Here is an 18,791-nt window from a genome sequence, read left to right as displayed (position 1 = left end):
GTAGAAAATTTAAAGGCAATGAAACTTTCGGGTTCAACCTCGTTTTCCTACAGAGGTTGGGCCCTTTTTTGTGTTCTCTTGCCTGCAGGAGGTCTAGATATCATGATCATGCTGGAAGCCGTTCACCACCGTATGGGACAGAACTGGTCTTATGCGTACAATGACTCCACGCTGCACATCCGCATCCGCACGAAGCGGGATAACGTCCCGCACGTTCAGCTGATCTGCGGCGCAAGTATGACTGGCAGAAATATCACGATTCGATCGCCATGATCCGCCTATCCTCGGATGAGCTGTTCGATTACTGGCAGGCCGAGGTCCAGCCCAAATTCCGCAGACTGGCCTATTATTTTGAGCTGCATGGCGAAGGCGATGAAATCGTTTACGTGCTGGAGAAGGGATTTTTCCGGCATCCGCCCGCCGTCATGTACGAAGGCCTGTTCGACTTCCCCTTCCTCAATCCGGAGGATGTCCACTCGCCCCCCGGCTGGGCCAAGGATGCGGTATTCTATCAGATCTTTCCTGAGCGCTTCGCCAACGGTGATCCGAGCAACGATCCGGAAGGTGTGCAGGCATGGGGTGGCGCGCCGACGCCGACCAATTTCTTCGGCGGCGATCTGCAGGGGGTGCTCGACCATCTCGATCATCTGAGCGACCTCGGCATCACGGCCATTTATTTCAATCCGCTGTTCGCCGCTACAACCAATCACAAGTACGACACCAGCGATTATCTGCAGATTGATCCGCAATTCGGCACCAAGGAGAAGCTCAAGGAGCTTGTAGACGCCTGCCATGCGAGAGGGATCCGCGTCTTGCTCGATGGCGTGTTCAACCATTGCGGCCATACCTTCAAGCCTTATCTCGACGTGCTGGCTAAAGGAGAGGAATCGCGTTATGCGAACTGGTTCCATATCCGGCAGTGGCCGCTGACGGTGGAAGACGGCATCCCTACTTACGACACCTTCGGCTTTGAACCGATCATGCCCAAGCTCAATACCGGGAATCCCGAGGTCAGAGCCTACCTGCTGAACGTGGGTCGTTACTGGATCGAAGAGATGGGGATCGACGGCTGGCGGCTCGATGTGGCCAATGAAGTCGACCATCAGTTCTGGCGGGACTTCCGCAGGGAAGTGAAGCAGGCCAATCCGTCAGCCTATATCCTGGGGGAGATCATGCACGATTCGATGCCTTGGCTGCAGGGCGACCAGTTCGATGCGGTGATGAACTATCCTTTCACCAACATCCTGCTCGACTTTTTTGCCCGCCGGCTGACGAATGCCGACCAGTTCGCCAACTCCATCCACAAGCAGCTCGCCAGTTATCCGCAGCAGATCACCGAGGTCGCCTTTAACCTGCTGGGCAGCCATGACACGACAAGACTGTTGACGCTGTGCGGCGGCAATGTCCAACGGATGAAGCTTGCCGTCTTGTTCCAGCTGACCTTCCAAGGTACACCCTGCATCTACTACGGGGATGAAGTGGGACTGGACGGGGAATACGACCCGCACAACCGCAAGTGTATGGAGTGGGATCCGGCCAAGCAAAACAAGGACTTGTATGCGTTCTTCCGCCGCATGATTGCATTGCGCAAATCCTATGCAGCCCTGCGCGGAAGCGGCATCCAATTCCTGCCGATTGCCGGGCATCCGCAGCTGCTCGTGTATGAGCGATGGGATGAAACGGACCGCTTCCTGTTCGTCCTCAACAATGCCGATGAGCAGGTGTCCGTGACCATACCCGCCGCAGAGCATGTGCCGTGGTATATGCTCGACAACGAGACCTCCGCCCCGGCCGGGCAAGGCGCGATCCCTCTGACTCTGCCGCCTTACGGTTACCGTATTCTGCGTACCCCTGCAGCTTCGGATCAGGCGGATAATCTGGAAACTATTTTTTCAGTTGACAAATAATAGATGATCCTTTTACAATGAAAACGCAACCAATGCGGCCAATGATCTTCTGTTCATAGCCTGCCGGTTGTGCAAATGCCAGACAATCACAATTTGAGGGCGCTGTATTCTCTGTCCGTAGCGGACCGGGAACAACCCCGTGATCTTCTCAGTGAAGATTGCGGGGTTGTTTGTATTGTGCTCCTGGAGGAAGGATGGTGAAACCAACCAAGCAATCGCATGGCCAGTCCGTTGCAGTCGGGTTTAACATGCAGGTTTTATTGCATTCCAACAATCCAACTATGCTGAAAGGTGGTTTACCCTGATGAAATTAGTCGCAAATAAGCTGTTCGCCAAGTGGCTGCTCACCCTCGCTCTTATCGCCGGACTTGTACTGCCTGTGTTCCCGGTTGCCGAAGTTCACGCCGCTCCCGATACCTCGGTCCTTAACAAGCAAGGCTTCTCTACCGATGTCATCTACCAGATCTTCACCGACCGGTTCTCGGACGGCAATCCGGCCAACAATCCGACCGGCGCTGCCTTCTCTGCCGGCTGTACGAATCTCCGGGTATATTGCGGCGGCGACTGGCAAGGGATTATTAACAAGATTAATGACGGGTACTTCGCCGGTATGGGCGTCACTGCCCTCTGGATCTCCCAGCCCGTGGAGAATATCTACAGCGTCATCAACTATGCAGGCGTCAACAACACAGCCTACCACGGCTACTGGGGCCGCGACTTCAAGAAGACCAACCCCGCTTACGGCACGATGACCGACTTCCAGAACCTGATCAATACCGCGCATGCCAACGGCATCAAGATCGTCATCGACTTCGCGCCCAACCATACGTCCCCGGCCATGGAGACCCAGCCGACATTTGCAGACAACGGCAGACTCTATGATAACGGCACGCTGGTAGCCGGCTATACCGGCGACACCAACGGCATCTTCCATCACAACCTTGGTACCGACTTCTCTTCCCTGGAGGACGGCATCTATAGGAACCTCTACGACCTGGCAGATATCAATCATCATAACAACACGACGGATGCCTATTTCAAGGACGCGATCAAGCTCTGGCTGGATATGGGCATCGACGGCATCCGTGTGGACGCCGTCAAGCATATGCCGCTCGGCTGGCAGAAGAACTGGATGTCCTACATTTACAATTACAAGCCGGTCTTCACGTTTGGCGAATGGTTCCTCGGTGTCAACGAGAACGATCCGGCCAACGTCCACTTCGCCAATGAGTCGGGCATGAGCCTGCTGGACTTCCGCTTCAATCAAAAGGTCCGCCAGGTGTTCCGCGACAACACGGATAATATGTATGGCCTGGACGCGATCGCCTCCACCGGAGCCGACTACACCCAGATCAATGACCAGGTGACCTTCATCGACAATCACGATATGGACCGTTTCACGCTCGGCAGCAATAGCCGCCGGCTCGAGCAGGCACTGGCCTTCACGCTCACCTCGCGGGGAGTTCCGGCGATCTATTACGGCACAGAGCAATATCTTGCTGGCAATGGAGATCCCGACAACCGTCCGTTCATGAACAGCTTCTCCACCGCCACGACCGCTTACAATGTGATCGGCCGTCTGGCCCCGCTGCGCAAATCCAATCCGGCTATCGCTTACGGCAGCACGCAGCAGCGCTGGATCAACAATGATGTGTATGTGTATGAGCGCAAATTCGGCAGCAGTGTCGCTGTCATCGCCATCAATCGCAGTACAACCTCGGCGGCTACGATCAGCGGCTTGACCACCTCGCTGCCGGCAGGCACCTACACCGATGTACTCGATGGGCTGCTCAGCGGCGTCAGCATCACAGCCGGCAGCACAGGGGGCGTCTCATCCTTCAACCTGCCGGCGGGCGGCGTCGGCGTATGGCAGTATACGACCGCCCAGACGACGCCTGTCATCGGCAACGTCGGCCCGGATCTCGGCAAAGCCGGCACGACGGTGACGATCGACGGTCGCGGCTTCGGCAGCACGAAAGGCACCGTCTATTTCGGAACGACTGCGGTTACGGGAGCGAACATCACCCAATGGGAGGATACTCAGATCAAGGCGATTGTTCCGAACATCACGGCGAACAAATATAACGTGAGCGTGCGAAACGCAGCTGCTGTGGACAGCAACAGCTACAGCAACTTCAATCTCCTTTCAGGGGATCAGATATCCGTCCGGTTCATCATCAACAATGCCAACACGGTGCTTGGCGAGAATGTCTACCTGGTCGGCAATACGGCAGAACTGGGCAGCTGGGACCCAGCCAAGGCGATCGGACCGATGTTCAATCAGATCATCACCTCGTATCCGACATGGTACTATGATGTCAGCGTCCCTGCCGGAACGCCGCTGCAGTTCAAATTCATCAAGAAAAATGGCACCGTCGTCACCTGGGAAGGCGGCAGCAACCACACCTACACCACGCCAACCAGCGGCGTCGGCACTGTCAATGTGAACTGGCAGCCGTAGAATTCATAACCGAATAGATTGTACCCTTGCAATAACAAAAGCTGCCGGACCAAGCCCAGTGCCTGGTCCGGCAGCTTTTATTGGCTGCGGTTGGGTCCGCAATTTGTAGTTCCAGAGGAGCAATTGCATAATATTCACCTTCCATGCTCACATCGGACCCGCAATGTTAGCAAATAATCGGGCTGCCGCGCCGCTTCCCTCTTGCAGATAATCACTGCCATTGACATCATAGCCCAGCCAGACCGCTGCGGTCAGCTCAGCAGTATAACCGGCGAACCACAGATCGCGATTGGCTCCCTCCGGGGCGCCTTCCATATCCAGTTGCGTCGTGCCGGTCTTGCCTGCCGCCCAGACTGGGAGCTGAGCGCCTCTGCCCGTCCCCCGCTCCACTACCTGGCGCAGCATTGCCGTCATGTCACGGGCTGTGCCCTCCGTCATCATCGGCGTGCCGGCAGCGAGATGGGCGTAGACGATGTTGCCTTCGTCGTCGCGGATTTCCCGGATGGCATGCGTCTCGTGCAATACGCCTTGATCGGCAAAGGCGCTGTACGCCTGGGCCATCACTAGCGGCGACACGCCCTCCCGCATCCCGCCCAGCGCTGTCGCCAGATCTCCGCCTCCCACAATACATAATCGATGTAAGCAGCGTAACGACCTGAAGCCGCTCCCGTAGCGGCTGGCGAATCGCCATCTTGGGCTGCGGCCGCTCGCATTTGTTCATCCGTGATGATGTCTTGCTGATGCATGCGGCTGAGGACCAGTTGGCGTCTCGTCTTGTTGCGCTCGTACCCGTCGACCGGATTGTAGACGGAGGGGCCCTTGGGGATCGCTGCCAGCGAAGCCATCTGCCACAGCTCCAGCCGCCCCAGATCGTCTATGCCATAGTAACGCTTGGCAGCAGCCCGCACCCCGTATTGCCCCCGTCCCATATAGACGTGATTCAAGTACAGTCGGCAGCAGCATTACGCAGCAGCTGGCCCGCAGTGTTCCCTCCTTGTCGAGCCAGGCCTCCCCGCCCCATGACAAGTACAGCCACAGTCCAGCTCCCGCGACAAGACCTGCCAGTGTCAGGTCAAATGCCCAGTGTAGGATATAGCGGGAGCGAAATCGGGACAGCGCCCCGCCCAAGCCGAACCGTGCCCTCACAATTTCCGCTCCACGCCGTCTGCCTCAAGACGCCCCGTCCGCTTCCGGGACCAGGCTTCGACCTGGTCTTTGATCTTATTGGAGCGCAGGAAGAACAGCACAAGAAAGAGGCCTCCCGTAGTCATCAACAAGGCGTCTAAGAACTGCAGACGAATACGATTAAAGCTCATGGCAGGATACGCCCTTTCGTTACAGTAGATAGCTGCATTGTAACGGATAAATCTTAACTTTATGCATCTAATCCCCTTAACGAAAGCTTAATGAGTCAACTTCTCCCGAAATCGAAAATTTCACTACTTTCCTGTCACAAGTACTTGTTGAAGTAATTAGGCCATTAATAAAGGAGGCTAGCCTCGAGTGTGATATAACGTAAGCTGCGAAAGTTGAGTTAATGATATAATAGGAGGAAAAATCGGCCTGTGCAGCACAGCACCGGGAACAGGAGAGAATATAGTTGGAATTTTCACTTAGTCGAATCGAAAATAAAGTGGAGTTTTTTCAGGCCTATGATCTGAAAACATTAGAGCAGCGCATCGATACCCAGATCGAGAACAACAAAGCGTTGATGCTCGATGTCGCTTCCGTTCAGCATCAAGCAATATTTGATCCCAATGCATCCAAGATCGTCTATAGCGCAGTCGTTCATTTCAAAGCAAAGCTGTGAGGGGTACGGGAAGGGACGGACTGTCCCTTCCCTATGGTCTCATCAAGCGAACCGGTACACCTTAAAATCCCCGTTAGCTGAAGATAACCGCAAGATATTGCCATCCTCCGGTATCCCCTCGAAAAAAGCGCCGATCGCTCCGGTCGTACACCGGAAACCTGCAATCAAAATGTTCCAATCCTTTGCAGCTGCACCACCACGAAGCTTCAAATCTTGCATAAAATCAAACACACGGCGCATAAAGCTTTTGACGTCTTCCACACCAGCGTAATGGCGAGGAGGGCCCCCTTGAAACTGACGTAACGTCATCTTGTATAATGATCCGCAGGAGGGGAATTGATCTATGGTACCTATACACGAACTAGCAAAACAGACCGGCATCACGGTACGAACACTCCGTTATTACGACCAGATCGGACTGGTGAAGCCTCGCGGCAAGACGGAGGGCGGACATCGGCTGTACGGCGAGGAAGAGATCAAGCAGCTGCAGCAGGTGCAGTTTCTGAAGTCGATCGGCTTCCGGCTCCAGGAGATCGGGACGATCCTTAGCGATCCGAAATGGGACTGGTCCAGCAGGCTCCGCAAGCAGATGACCTATATCCGGGAGGAGCAGCAGAAGCTGGCGGCGATGGAGGCGGCGCTGCGCGGCGTCATGCACAGCGAGACGATCGAAGGCGAGGTCTCGCTGTCCTCGATTGAGCAGCTGATCCAGCTGTCGGGCCAGAGCGCCGAGCAGAAACAGCGCTATCGCAGCCAGTTGTTCGACGATCAGGAGCTGGCGCTGTGGGAGCGGCTGCCGAGCGTCAGCCGAGACGATCCCGACTCGCTGGAGTGGATCGCTCTGATCGGTCAATTGAAACGGCTGCTGGCCGATGGAGCCGAGCCAGCTGGAGCTTCCGTACAGCGCATCATCCGCAGTATGAACGATAAGACGCAAGAAACGTTTGGGGATGCCCCTGAATTTCTCGATAAATTGTGGTCCGCCCGCACCTCGCCGGAAGCATCGAGGCGGCTACAGCTGTATCCGCTCGACCCGCCGCTGCTGGCCTTCATCGAAGCTGCCTATGCCGTCTTTGCGCAGGAGACCTCGCAGAAAGGGGACGAGCAATGATAATACCTGCTGCTTATCTCCTCATGGCCGGTCTGTCACTGGCCGCCCTTGTCGTCTTAGTTGTTATCCAACGCCGGCAGAGACTTGCTTCCTTCATTGGCAGGATCAGTTGGATCGCCATCAGCTTTTATTTCGTCGCCGAATATGTGGTGACCCGGGCTACGACCGCTCCATTTGATCCGCTCCAGCAGCCGATGAGCGATCTCGGCGTGACGGTCTGCGGAGAGCATGCCTATCTCTTGGCCGATTATGCGATTTGCTCCCCTATGCATCTCACGATCAATTGGGCGTTCACACTCGCAGGTCTGACTACGATCGCCGGTGCCCTGAGCTTGCGCTACTGGCTGCCGTCGCTGAAGAAGACCAGGGCTGCAGCCGTCCTGTGGATCATCTACGGCCTGAGCAATATCGCGGCTGGCATCGTACCCGCTGACATCGATTTCTGGATACACACGCTGGGCTCGCTCCCAAGCATGATCGTGCAGATCCCCGCCCTCATCCTGATCGCGCTGACGCTGCGGAAGGACAGACCATGGCTGGCGCTGTGGACCTGGGCGTCCGCAGCGGTGACGACCGCTTCCCTCTTACTGCTATTCGTGCAGCTCGGTCCCATCGACCTGTCTGGCGGCCTGCTGCAGCGCGTTCTCTACGCCTCGGTCTACCTGTGGATGAGCGTGACAGCGATTGTGCTTTGGCGCACGGACGGGCAGCACAAAGCCGGGTAACTCATACTTTATCAAAAACCAAGCATGCCACTATAGAAGAACATGCGATTAGTTGCGCAAAAAACACCCGAACGCCACAAATGGCGAATCGGGTGTCAAGCTTCTCGGCTGCCGGATCAGGATTACTGTTGTGCAGCCAGATGCTCCTCCAGCCGGTCCCACGTTTCGGTGATGCCCTGCTCCATGCCCATATCAAGGACTGTTTTCAGGCCTTCAGCAGAAGCGTAAACGGCCCGATTGACAAGCTTGGTGCCACCATCATGATCCTCGAAACTGATCGTAATCTCGGTTGCAGGCATCTCCGGATTCTCGTTCCCTTCCGCATCGGAGAAGTAATCGGTGTAGTCGATCTTCTCGCCCGCCACGATCTCGCGATAGACCCCTTTTCCCCAGGACTCCATTCCGTAAAAATCGCCTAATGCTTTGTCTTCGCATTTCATACAGTAATGCCATACCCCGCCGGGACGAAAATCGATGTCACAGACAGTCAGTGCCCATCCGCGCGGCCCCCACCATTGCTTCAGATGCTCGGCCTCAGAGAATGCTTGAAATACCAGCTCGCGCGGTGCCTGGAACACTCGCTCCAAAATCAGAACATTTCCTTCAACCCGGCTTATCATTTTGTTTGTCATTGTTATTCCTCCCAAAGGATATTTGTGTTCTAGGTCCCGTCCGGCTTCGTCCGTGCACTGCCGTCACTGTTTTGTTCTTGCAGACGTTTCAAATACAACTCCAAATTGTCGAACCGCTCTTCCCATATGTCCCGGTACGAATCCAACCACGCATGCAACTGTCTGAACGGCTCCGCTCGCAGCCGGTACTCCCTTCGGTTGGCGATCGCCTCTACCTCGACCAACCCCGATTCCAATAGCACTTTCAGATGTTTGGAAGCTTGCGGCTGGCGCATCTCCAGACGCTTCGCGATGTCACCGACCGTCATGGGGCCGAGTGCCAGCAGTTCTATGATGCGCAGCCGGTTGGTCTCGGACAAAGCACTGAACGTTGTTGTATCCATACTCACCATCTCCTTGGCACCGTAACAACTACTCTCCGTTTGCAGCGGAGGCCGGACCGATTTCTCACCTCGCCTTGGGTTCGTGTTCTTGATGAAACAAATATACCACGAAAGGAATATTCCTGTAAAGGAATATTCTGAATAAAATTTGGGGCTGGCTCTCTCATGCTATAATGGAGCCAGCTATTACACTGGGAGCGGAGGGAAGTATATGCTGTTTAAAAAAGACAAGGAATTGAACCGCTACAGCAAAGAGGGGACGATATACCGTATCGAGCTCGTACGGATCGGAGACGACCCCCGAGAAACGCTCAGAGAAGATACGCAGCTCGATGCAGCGCAGTACGCGGAACTGCAGGAGCGCCTTGCACGGCTGGATCGGGCCTCCGCGCAGGCCCCTGGACGACTGTATTTCTGCAGTTGATCGCCCGTCATCCGGGTGTAAGGGCGGGTGACCTGGCCGGTGAGATTGGCTGGGATACCGACAAACTGAAGCTGAATGTGAGGAAACTCAAGAACCTTGGCCTGACGATCAGCCTCGGCACAGGCTACCGCATCTCACCGCGCGGACAAGCGTACATGGACCAGGCCGAACTCTAAAGCTACGCTTCGCCCCACCTCCGTACGCCACCAGTTGCCCGCAGCGATGAACCCGCTCCGGCTGCGCTCGGCTGGTTCGTCTCTGTACCCGAGGAGGATGCCGGTTCAGGCCTGCCTTCTCTATCACCTGGGCTGAGACGGTTGCTGGCTCTTGGCCCAGCTAGACGCCGACGGTATTCTGCTCCTGCGCAGCCGCAACTGGGCATCGGGCTGAAGCGCCGTCTTCAGGAAAGCTCTCATCCTTTAACCGTGATGCCGGACAACTGTCTGTGTCCTCGCGATTGACTGCCCATGTCGACGGGTTGGTCGTATCCGGGATACCTCCCGCCAGAATGGCCTGATATTCGCGGGCTTTTACTTCCAAATGGGCAACGCGGGCCTTCGCTTCTTCCAGCTGGATTAGCGCTGCTTCCCTATATTCCATCATGAGTGCGAAACGTTGCGGAACCGTCGAATCGCCTTCGAGGCAGAGATCGACGTACGTTTTGATGTCTTCAATCGGCAGCCCCGTCTGCTTGAGGCATTTGATGCCGTACAGCCAATTGATCGATTCTTCGTCGAACAACCGAATGTTGTTTTTGTTGCGCTGCACGCTCGGCACCAGACCCTTGTCTGTGTAGAAACGCACCGCGTGCTCCGTAAGCCCCGTAATCCGGGCAGCCTCTTGGACCGTATACATCCGAATTCCTCCCTGAAAAAAAAGTGACACAACCGGCTTGACTTCGTGTTACACGAAGGCGTTAGTCTTATTTTACCGCAAACCGGCGGGAAACGGAATCCGGCAGTGGTGCCCGGAAATCGGACTTGCGGATTACACTAGAACCAGGGAGGAATTACAATGCAGACTGTTACCTTGAACAATGGAGTGAAAATGCCGATTATCGGCTTTGGCGTCTACCAGGTTCCCGATGCTAAGCAATGTGAGAATACGGTGTATGAAGCGCTGACGGCCGGTTATCGTCTGATCGATACCGCCGCCGGTTATCTGAACGAGGAAGCGGTAGGACACGCGATCAAGCGCAGCGGCGTGCCGCGGGAAGAGCTGTTCATCACGACCAAGCTCTGGGTTCAGGATGCCGGCTACGAGAGTGCCAAGCTGGCGTTTGCCAAGTCTCTGAAAAAGCTGCAGCTCGATTACCTCGATCTGTACCTCATCCACATGCCGTTCGGCGACTACTACGGCGCATGGCGGGCGATGGAGGAGCTGTACCGCGAAGGCAGGATCAAGGCAATCGGCGTCAGCAACTTCCTGCCCGACCGTCTGATGGATCTCATCGCCCATAACGACATCGTGCCTGCGGTCAATCAGATCGAAACGCATCCGTTCCAGCAGCAGATCAATAGCGCTGCTTTTATGAAAGAGCATGGGGTACAGCACCAGTCGTGGGCCCCGTTCGCCGAAGGACGCAACAACTTGTTCAGCAATGACAGGCTGACCGAAATTGCGCACAAGCATAGCAGATCCGTCGCTCAGGTTGTGCTGCGCTGGCTTGTCCAGCGTGATATCGTCGTGATTCCAAAATCCGTACACAAAGAGCGGCTTATCGAGAACTTCACTATTTTCGATTTCGAGCTGGGCGCGGAAGATATGACTTTGATTTCTTCTCTCGATGCAGGGGAAAGTCTTTTCTTGTCGCTTGCTGACCCGGAAGTAGCCAAGATGATGGGCAGTTGGAAAGTCGATCTGTAACCGTTGATCCGTCGCTAATGTCGACATATATAACGACACGCCAATAAACGGGCCCCGCAGCGGAAGCATCTTCCATGCTGCGGGGCCCGTATGCATACGGCCGCCGGGTACGCCTGTGCCTACCTACTCGGCGACCTACCAACCTTCTCTTGTCCTGCCCCTGCCTGACCATCTTCCTCCAGAGACGCATAGTACGTCTTCAGATCATCATGATGCGTCCGGCGGTCCATTGGCACCCGGGTGCGGTAAGCTGACCGGGCAATCATCAGAGCGGCGACCGGTGTCGTGAGCACCACGAAGATGATGACCAGCAGCAGCTTCCACACCGCCCAGCCGTGGCTGTAAGCAAAGTAGATGAACGATGCGCCCATCAGGAAGACTACTGCAGTTACAGAGCTCTTGCCCGTCGCATGAAGCCGCGAATAGACATCCGGCAGCCGGATCAGACCGATGGCGGCAATGATACTGAACAAGCCTCCGATCACAGCAAGGACAGCGATTAACCACTCAGTCGCGCTCAAACAGATCCCCCCTCTCCAGGAAAATCGCCAGCGCCGCCGAGCCGGCAAACGCCAGCAAACCTACGACAAGGATAATCTCCGTATAAGCCGTCGTATCCTGCACGACCATCAAAATCCCTACAAAACCAATCAGCAGCATCCCCAGCGTGTCCAGGGCCGCGATCCGGTCGGCCAACGTCGGCCCGGCAAATACACGGTAGCTGCAAAGCAGCGCCGACAACAGAATCATCATCAGGACGCCCGTCAAAATCAGATTAAGCATGGCCTCGCGTCACCTCCATGATCCGCCTCTCGAATGTGTTCTTCACTTCGATGATGGCAGCCTCCCGATCTTGAACATCGAGATAATGCACAAAGATCCGGTCCCCTTCCCGCGAGAACTCCATCGACAGCGATCCCGGCGTCAGCGTGATGCAGGCGGCAAACAAGGCACGCTCCAGAGAGGACTCCAGCCGTGTCGGCACCTCCAGAATAGCCGGCGTGATGTTCAGCTTCGGACGCAATACAATCTTCATTACAACCCAATTGGCAATCGCGATCTCACGGATCAATACGACGAGCAGCAGCCATGCAGCCCAGACACGGCTCGTGTACATCTTATGGCCCCGCCATCTTGCCACCAGCAAGGCTACGAGCAAGCCGGCCAGGAATCCCATCAGGGCGTCGCCAAAGGTGAAGCTGTTTCGCAGCAGCATCCAAGCAGCGGCGATGCCCAGGTTCAATACGATCTGATACAGCATGGCCTCTACTCCTTCATCACAGTTTGGATGTAGCCCTCGGGATTCAACAGCTCCTCGGCGATCATCTCGGTATAAGCGAAGAATGGCTGCGCCCCAAACCCAAGTACAAATGTCAGCACGACCAGCAGGCTGACTGGCAGCAAGAGCTTGCCGACGGGACGTCTGGCCTGCTCCTCGTTATGCTTCTGCCCCCCCCAGAAGGCGCTCATGAAGATCTTCATGACTACCAGCAGCGTCAAGAGCCCGACAATAAGCGAGACAGCGGCGATAAGATAGCTCTCCTCCTGGAAAGCAGCAGTGATCAACGCGAATTTTCCGAAAAAGCCGCTCAGCGGCGGGATGCCCGCAATGGACAGCGCCAGGATGAGAAAGAACCAGGCCATATACGGATGCGTCCGCATCAGTCCGCCCATTTTATTAAGATCTGTCGTGCCTGTCACCTTCTGCGCCGCTCCCGCGAGCAGCAGCAGTCCCGTCTTGATGAGGATATGGTGGGCGATATAGAAGATCGCTCCGGCCAGCGCCAGCTTCGTGAACAGCCCCAGGCCCATGACCATATAGCCTAGATGGCTGATGATGTTATAGGCGAGTATCTTTTTGAAATCAGCTTTGGCTACGGCCCCAAGCACGCCGAACAGCATCGTCAGACCAGCCACCCATAGCATCAAGTTATGGTGCGTGAACCCGATATCATGATTGAAGATTAGTGTAAATACACGGATCATCGCATACACGCCTACCTTGGTCAGCAAGCCGCCGAACAAGGCCATGACGACGGCAGGCGGCCCATAATAGGAACGCGGCAGCCAGAAGTAGAGCGGGAACAACGCACCCTTGATCGCAAAGACCAGGAAGAACAGGATCGCGATGACTTGCAGGATGCCTGTCTGCTCCACCTCGCCGATCCGCTGCGCCAGTTGCGCCATATTCACTGTGCCTACCACGCCATACAGGTACCCTACAGCGATCAGAAACAGCAAGGACGAGCACACATTGATGATCGCGTACTTCATCGTCTCCCGCAGCTGATACTTGGTCCCCCCGATAACCATAAGTGCGTATGACGCCAGCAGCATCACCTCGAAGAACACAAACAGGTTGAACAAGTCACCTGTCAGGAACGAACCGTTCACACCGGTCAGCAGGAAGAAGAAAAACGGATAGAAATAATATCGTTCCCGCTCGGGGTGAATCGTGGCGAAGGAATAGAACAAGCAGACCAGCCCGACGATGGAGGTCAGAACAACCATCATCGCCGCCAGATTGTCGGCTGCCAGGATGATCCCGAACGGCGCCTGCCAGCCGCCGACAGCGAGCGTCTTCATCCCGTTCGTATAGATGTCTGCGGCAATATACACCGACAGGATCAGCAGCACTATCATCATGATGCTCGCCACGATGCGCTGCAGCCTATGACGCTTCGAGAATAGGATCAACAGTGCTCCTGTCACGAAAGGCAACAGGATCGGAAGCATAATTACGTTACTCATTTTTTTCACCTCGCAGCTGCTCCAGATCTTCCGTATCATGGGCTTTGTATGTGCGGTAAGCCAGGACGATCAGGAACGCTGTCAGGCCGAAGCTGATGACGATAGCGGTCAGGATCAGCGCTTGCGGCAGCGGGTCGGTCGCTGCCGTGCCGCTCACATCGAGCAGGGGAGGCGCGCCTTCGCGCAGGCCGCCCATCGTCAGCAGCATCAAGTGCACGCCGTGGGAGAGCAGCATCAGCGCTCCAACCACCTTGAGCAGGCTGCGGGAGAGCAGCAGATAGGTACCTACTCCCAGCAGCACGCCGATGACGACAAACATGATCAATTCCATTAGTCTTCATCCTCCGCAATCGTTACTGTAGCCGCCATCGTCGCACCGACCACAACGAGATAGACGCCAAAATCAAAAGGTATGGCCGTTGTCAGCTCCATCTTGCCTAGCAGCGGAAGCGTGACATAGTCAAAATACTGCGTAATAAACGCGTCGCCGGCGAGCAAGCCTATCGTGCCTACCGTTACCGCTACCAGCAGTCCCACCGAGATTACGACAGGATACGACAAGCGCAAGACGCGCTCGGTCTCCTTGGCTCCAAAAAACATGTACATCAGCACAATTGCGCTGGCGGTCATAAGACCGCCGATGAAGCCGCCGCCCGGGCGATTGTGTCCGGCAAAGAACAGATACCAGGAAAAGGCCAGCAGCAGGCAGATTACGACCGTAATCCAAACCCGCTGCATGACATCATGCTCGCGTGTGTATCTCATACGTCTTCGCCTCCCTTGAACCGATGCTTGACCATCATGACAATAGCCAGCCCGACGATGCCGAGCACCAGAATCTCCAGCAGCGTATCCAGCGCCCGGAAATCGACGAGGATGACGTTGACCATATTTTGGCCGCCGCCGAGCTCATACGTATTTTCCTTGAAGAAGTCCGAGATCGACGCAAACCCATGCTCTGTGCGGGAGCTGTAGGCGCTGACGCCGATCAGGAAAGCACCGATCCCTACCGTGCTGGCGATGATAAGCTTGAGCGCTCGGCTGAAGACCGGGATACGTTCGGCGGTCATCTCCGGCATCCGCCGGAAAGCAAGCAGCAGCAAGATGACGGTCACCGTCTCCACCAGCAGCTGTGTAAGCGCCAGATCCTGCGCGCTGAAGATGGCGAAGAGCAGCGAGATCATCAGACCTACAACACCGAGCACGATAATGAACGAGATCCGGTCTTTGACCCATAGAAGCGCACACGTTGCGATGATCATGAGCAGCGACACGCCATAGACATAGGGCGGCGCTTCGCCGAAGATCGCCTCCGGCATCACGAAGCTGTCAGCGCGGAAGAAGACGTACGCGATCAGGCCGATCGTAAAGATCAGCATATAGACCAGATAATCGCGCAGTCTGCCTGTCATCTGCAAACCCGTTACTTTCTCTGAGCCCGTGACAAGAGTCTCAAGTCCGCCGTCGTACAGCTTGTTCAGCGGATCTCGCTCGCGCTTGAAAAAGGTCCAACCAGCCATGCGAGGCAAGCTGAAGTACAATAATACCCCCAACCCCACAACGCCAGCAGACATCAACAGCTCTATGTTGAAGCCGTGCCACAGATACAATTTGAAGGCATACACCTCCGGATTCAGAGCAGGCAGGATAGACGCCACGGCGGGCTGGATCAGCCCCGGCACCATCAGGTTCGGGAACAGCCCCAGCAGCAGCACAAGCGCAGCCAGAATGACCGGGCTGACCAGCAGTCCCACCGGCGCCTCGTGCACAGGAGCATCGAAATTGCCCGGATTGAACTTGCCCGTAAAGGCTCGCAGCAGCATGATCGCGCAGTAGCCGAAGGTGAAGATACTGGCCGCCCACCCGATAACTGCCACCCAGAGCATCGCGGATCCGCCCGGGAGCTCCTGCAGCGAGATCATCGCCGTAAAGAACATCTCTTTACTGATAAATCCGTTGAATGGCGGGAGCCCGGCCATCGCAGACAGACCGAAGAGCGCGACCGTAAACGCGATCGGCATTACGGTCATCAAGCCCCCGAGCCGGCGGATATCCCGCGTGCCTGTCTCGTGGTCGATGATGCCGACAGTCATGAACAAGCTCCCTTTGAAGGTCGCATGGTTGATCAGATGGACCATCGCCGTCACCACCGCAGCGGCATATACACGCTGCATCTCTTCGCCTCCGACGAACATCGCCGCCGAGCCGATGCCCAGCAGCATCATGATCAGACCAAGCTGGCTGATCGTGGAGAAAGCGAGGATGCCTTTGAGATCATACTGTCTAACCGCCGATACGGATCCCCAGCACAACGTCACCAGACCGGTGATCAACAGCGTCCAGAACCAGGCCTCCGATGCCCCGAAGACAGGCATCATGCGGGCGACCAGGTAGATACCCGCTTTGACCATGGTCGCCGAGTGCAGATAGGCGCTGACCGGAGTCGGCGCTTCCATCGCATCCGGCAGCCAGATGTGGAACGGAAATTGGGCTGACTTCGTAAAGGCGCCGAGCAGCACCAGCACCATCGCCGGGTAAAAGAGCGGACTGGCGAGCAGGCTGTCCGCTTGGGCGATCAACGCCTGGATACTGAAGGTTCCTGACTCTACATATAGCAGGACAAAGCCCGCCATCATCGCAAAGCCGCCGAACACCGTGATGAGCATCGACTTGCGGGCGCCGTAGATCGAACGCTCACGGTCGTACCAAAAAGCGACCAGCAGTGAAGAACTGAGGGAGGTCAGCTCCCAGAATACATACAAGATAATCAGATTGTCCGAAAGCACGATGCCCAGCATCGCCCCCATGAACATCAGCAGATAGAAATAAAAATGATGCAGCTTCTCCTTGCGCGAATCCAGATAAAAGATCGAGTATAAGACGACAAGCGTGCCTACACCTGTGATCAGAAGAGCAAACAGCAGGCCCAGGCCATCGACATAAACGTCAAAAGATATACCCAGTGAAGGCACCCAGGAGAGCTCACGAAGGATCGTCTCCCCCCGTCCAATCCCGGGCAAGTGTGTCGCGAAGTACGAAAACAACGCGGCCGGAATAAGCAGCATGACCCAGCCGATCTGCCTTGAACGTGTCCATCTGAACAGTACAGGGAGCAGAAGTGCGACTAGAAAAGGTGCCATAATTGCCAAGTGCAGCACAGATTAACTCCCCTTCTCAAATGATATTTATTGCAAAGCTTTCCATATTTCGAACGTTCTTATCCATTTTCCCCGCCTTTCGACAAAACCTTCCTAAAGCAGCTCAAAAACAACCGTTCACCTCCAAAATAAGGGAGTCTCCAGAAAAAAACGCAAAAAGAGCCCGCTGTTGGCAGGCTCCTCCGGTTCGTGCAGTATACAATTCATATTGACTGTTCAATAGTTTACAGCTTGTTGGTTGTTTTGTAAAGTCCGACTTTAGGATACGAAATCCATTGACATTTGTAACTTGATTTATTACAGTTGCCTAATGCGTTAACTCATCTTCAAATTATCTACTGGAAGGATTGCTGCACCATGACCAACAACCCGCACCCGATCCGTTTTGCCCTCCTGCTGGGCATGATGTCCGCCCTTGGTCCGCTGACGATCGACATGTATTTGCCCGCATTTCCCGCGATCGCCACCGATTATAATACCACAGCATCCCTGGTGCAGTTCAGCCTCACGGCCTGTCTGCTCGGTCTCGGAGTAGGTCAGCTGTTCACGGGACCGCTGAGCGACGTCAAAGGCCGGCGCAAGCCTGTCCTCATCTTCATCTTCTTGTATATGTTGGCTTCCGTCGCCTGCGCCTTCGCGCCGACGATCGAGCTGTTCATCGCCGGACGCTTCTTGCAGGGACTAGCCGCCTCTGCCGGGATCGTCATCTCGCGGGCGATCGTCCGCGACGTCTATCACGGGAAAGAGCTGACCACCTACTTCTCGCTGCTCGTCCTCGTCGGCAATCTGGTGCCGATCCTGGCACCGATGTTCGGCAGCGGTGTCCTGCTCTACACCGATTGGCGCGGGGTCTTCCTCGTCCTCGGCGTGATCGCGTTCCTGCTGCTGATCATCGTCACCCTGCGCCTGCAGGAGACGCTGCCGGTAGAGCGGCGCGTGCCCGCCAATCTCGGCCAGACGTTCCGCAACTTCGCCGATCTGCTTCGGGACCGCCAGTTTGCCGGCTACGCGCTCACGCAAGGGCTGATGATCGCCGGCGTGTTCGCATATGTCGCAGGCACGCCGTTCGTCTATCAGTCGATCTATGGCGCGTCGCCGCAGCTGTTCAGCATCCTGTTCGGGGCGAACGGCATCGGCCTGATCATCGGCAGCCAGATGGTCGGCCGGCTCGCGCACCGGATATCCGAGCTGACCTTCATGAAGGTCGGTCTGATGATCGCCGGTGTCTCCAGCGCCTCGATGCTGGTGGCGGTGCTGCTGCACGGTCCATTGTTCATGATTGTCGTGCCAATGTTCTTCTTCGTCGGCTCCATCGGCATGGTCGCCACCTCATCCTTCGCGCTCGCCATGGCGACCAAGAGCCATGTCGCCGGCAGCGCCTCGGCGCTCCTGGGGCTGCTCCCCTTCGCCTTGGGCTCCATCGTCTCTCCGCTGGTCGGCATCGCCGGCGAGACCACGGCCGTGCCGATGGGCGCAGTCATCCTGGCGACGAGTCTGCTGGCGCTGCTGGCCTTCTATGGTCTGGCCAGGCCCGGTTCCGGCACCGCCTCGTCGGGCCAATAG

21 protein-coding genes and 1 pseudogene are annotated in these 18,791 nt (G+C 56.1%); 8 read left to right on the top strand and 14 right to left on the bottom strand.

Translation table 11 applies throughout. From position 1 onward, the window contains the following. The first annotated feature begins 102 nt into the window (after positions 1–102). Positions 103–1,907 (top strand): annotated as a pseudogene (locus tag ABC336_RS19695) (alpha-glycosidase). Between the two features lie 304 nt (positions 1,908–2,211). Then, positions 2,212–4,368 (top strand): alpha-amylase family glycosyl hydrolase, encoded by a 2,157-nt coding sequence (locus ABC336_RS19690; protein ID WP_413240262.1) that lies wholly within the window; start codon positions 2,212–2,214, stop codon positions 4,366–4,368. 147 nt (positions 4,369–4,515) lie between these two features. Here the strand turns inward: ABC336_RS19690 and ABC336_RS19685 are convergent, their stop codons facing one another. The 3 genes from ABC336_RS19685 to ABC336_RS19675 form a co-directional block, all read right to left on the bottom strand. Beyond that, positions 4,516–4,992, bottom strand: a complete 477-nt coding sequence (locus ABC336_RS19685; protein WP_413240261.1) for a penicillin-binding transpeptidase domain-containing protein — start codon at positions 4,990–4,992, stop codon at positions 4,516–4,518. Continuing rightward, positions 4,932–5,312 carry a transglycosylase domain-containing protein gene (locus ABC336_RS19680; protein WP_413240260.1) on the bottom strand — a complete coding sequence of 127 codons (381 nt, stop codon included), beginning with the start codon at positions 5,310–5,312 and terminating at the stop codon, positions 4,932–4,934. The genes ABC336_RS19685 and ABC336_RS19680 overlap by 61 nt, the downstream gene beginning before the upstream one ends. Before the next feature lie 198 nt (positions 5,313–5,510). Continuing rightward, entirely contained in the window at positions 5,511–5,684 is a 174-nt protein-coding gene (locus tag ABC336_RS19675) for a hypothetical protein (RefSeq protein ID WP_413240259.1), read from the bottom strand. A 284-nt stretch (positions 5,685–5,968) separates the two neighbouring features. Here ABC336_RS19675 and ABC336_RS19670 point away from each other — a divergent pair, with 284 nt between their 5' ends. After that, positions 5,969–6,178, top strand: coding sequence for a YrzA family protein (locus tag ABC336_RS19670; protein ID WP_413240258.1), 210 nt, complete (start codon positions 5,969–5,971; stop codon positions 6,176–6,178). 42 nt (positions 6,179–6,220) lie between these two features. On the opposite strand, the gene ABC336_RS19665 is transcribed toward ABC336_RS19670, so the two are convergent. Beyond that, entirely contained in the window at positions 6,221–6,487 is a 267-nt protein-coding gene (locus ABC336_RS19665; RefSeq protein WP_413240257.1) for a hypothetical protein, read from the bottom strand. A gap of 34 nt (positions 6,488–6,521) precedes the next feature. Here ABC336_RS19665 and ABC336_RS19660 point away from each other — a divergent pair, with 34 nt between their 5' ends. Both ABC336_RS19660 and ABC336_RS19655 read left to right on the top strand, forming a co-directional pair. Continuing rightward, complete coding sequence (locus ABC336_RS19660; protein WP_413240256.1) at positions 6,522–7,289, top strand: MerR family transcriptional regulator; 768 nt, start codon at positions 6,522–6,524, stop codon at positions 7,287–7,289. Next, complete coding sequence (locus tag ABC336_RS19655; RefSeq protein ID WP_413240255.1) at positions 7,286–8,014, top strand: DUF998 domain-containing protein; 729 nt, start codon at positions 7,286–7,288, stop codon at positions 8,012–8,014. Before ABC336_RS19660 ends, ABC336_RS19655 begins: the two co-directional genes overlap by 4 nt. A gap of 122 nt (positions 8,015–8,136) precedes the next feature. Here ABC336_RS19655 and ABC336_RS19650 read toward each other — a convergent pair whose 3' ends face one another. Both ABC336_RS19650 and ABC336_RS19645 read right to left on the bottom strand, forming a co-directional pair. Next, on the bottom strand, positions 8,137–8,646 hold the full coding sequence (locus tag ABC336_RS19650; RefSeq protein ID WP_413240254.1) for an SRPBCC domain-containing protein: 510 nt from the start codon (positions 8,644–8,646) through the stop codon (positions 8,137–8,139). Between the two features lie 29 nt (positions 8,647–8,675). Then, positions 8,676–9,029, bottom strand: coding sequence for an ArsR/SmtB family transcription factor (locus ABC336_RS19645; RefSeq protein WP_413240253.1), 354 nt, complete (start codon positions 9,027–9,029; stop codon positions 8,676–8,678). A gap of 211 nt (positions 9,030–9,240) precedes the next feature. On the opposite strand from ABC336_RS19645, the gene ABC336_RS19640 reads away from it, so the two are divergent. Next, a complete protein-coding gene (locus ABC336_RS19640; protein ID WP_413240252.1) occupies positions 9,241–9,453 on the top strand; it encodes a hypothetical protein in 213 nt (70 codons plus the stop codon). Positions 9,454–9,789: 336 nt separating this feature from the next. On the opposite strand, the gene ABC336_RS19635 is transcribed toward ABC336_RS19640, so the two are convergent. Next, positions 9,790–10,308 carry a MerR family transcriptional regulator gene (locus tag ABC336_RS19635; RefSeq protein ID WP_413240251.1) on the bottom strand — a complete coding sequence of 173 codons (519 nt, stop codon included), beginning with the start codon at positions 10,306–10,308 and terminating at the stop codon, positions 9,790–9,792. 159 nt (positions 10,309–10,467) lie between these two features. On the opposite strand from ABC336_RS19635, the gene ABC336_RS19630 reads away from it, so the two are divergent. After that, positions 10,468–11,319: an aldo/keto reductase gene (locus ABC336_RS19630; protein ID WP_413240250.1), complete on the top strand. Its 852-nt coding sequence runs from the start codon at positions 10,468–10,470 to the stop codon at positions 11,317–11,319. 119 nt (positions 11,320–11,438) lie between these two features. On the opposite strand, the gene mnhG is transcribed toward ABC336_RS19630, so the two are convergent. From mnhG to ABC336_RS19595, 7 genes are read right to left on the bottom strand one after another with little or no spacing between them, the layout of a single operon-like run. Further along, positions 11,439–11,840, bottom strand: coding sequence for a monovalent cation/H(+) antiporter subunit G (gene mnhG / locus ABC336_RS19625; RefSeq protein ID WP_413240249.1), 402 nt, complete (start codon positions 11,838–11,840; stop codon positions 11,439–11,441). Next, positions 11,827–12,102 carry a monovalent cation/H+ antiporter complex subunit F gene (locus ABC336_RS19620; RefSeq protein WP_413240248.1) on the bottom strand — a complete coding sequence of 92 codons (276 nt, stop codon included), beginning with the start codon at positions 12,100–12,102 and terminating at the stop codon, positions 11,827–11,829. The genes mnhG and ABC336_RS19620 overlap by 14 nt, the downstream gene beginning before the upstream one ends. Beyond that, entirely contained in the window at positions 12,095–12,580 is a 486-nt protein-coding gene (locus tag ABC336_RS19615; RefSeq protein ID WP_413240247.1) for a Na+/H+ antiporter subunit E, read from the bottom strand. The genes ABC336_RS19620 and ABC336_RS19615 overlap by 8 nt, the downstream gene beginning before the upstream one ends. A 5-nt stretch (positions 12,581–12,585) precedes the next feature. Beyond that, the gene (locus tag ABC336_RS19610) at positions 12,586–14,070 is read right to left on the bottom strand and encodes a Na+/H+ antiporter subunit D (protein WP_413240246.1); all 1,485 of its coding nucleotides are present in this window, start codon (positions 14,068–14,070) and stop codon (positions 12,586–12,588) included. Then, the gene (locus ABC336_RS19605) at positions 14,063–14,401 is read right to left on the bottom strand and encodes a Na(+)/H(+) antiporter subunit C (RefSeq protein WP_413240245.1); all 339 of its coding nucleotides are present in this window, start codon (positions 14,399–14,401) and stop codon (positions 14,063–14,065) included. Before ABC336_RS19605 ends, ABC336_RS19610 begins: the two co-directional genes overlap by 8 nt. Beyond that, on the bottom strand, positions 14,401–14,835 hold the full coding sequence (locus ABC336_RS19600) for a Na(+)/H(+) antiporter subunit B (protein ID WP_413240244.1): 435 nt from the start codon (positions 14,833–14,835) through the stop codon (positions 14,401–14,403). The genes ABC336_RS19605 and ABC336_RS19600 overlap by 1 nt, the downstream gene beginning before the upstream one ends. Then, positions 14,832–17,210 (bottom strand): Na+/H+ antiporter subunit A, encoded by a 2,379-nt coding sequence (locus tag ABC336_RS19595; protein ID WP_413242564.1) that lies wholly within the window; start codon positions 17,208–17,210, stop codon positions 14,832–14,834. Before ABC336_RS19595 ends, ABC336_RS19600 begins: the two co-directional genes overlap by 4 nt. Before the next feature lie 375 nt (positions 17,211–17,585). Here ABC336_RS19595 and ABC336_RS19590 point away from each other — a divergent pair, with 375 nt between their 5' ends. Then, on the top strand, positions 17,586–18,791 hold the full coding sequence (locus ABC336_RS19590) for a Bcr/CflA family multidrug efflux MFS transporter (RefSeq protein ID WP_413240243.1): 1,206 nt from the start codon (positions 17,586–17,588) through the stop codon (positions 18,789–18,791).

The organism is Paenibacillus jepli, from assembly GCF_047238105.1.
Lineage (GTDB): Bacteria > Bacillota > Bacilli > Paenibacillales > Paenibacillaceae > Paenibacillus_D.
Note: the sequence above shows the minus strand (reverse complement) of the source record. Positions and strands in the feature narration are given on the sequence as shown.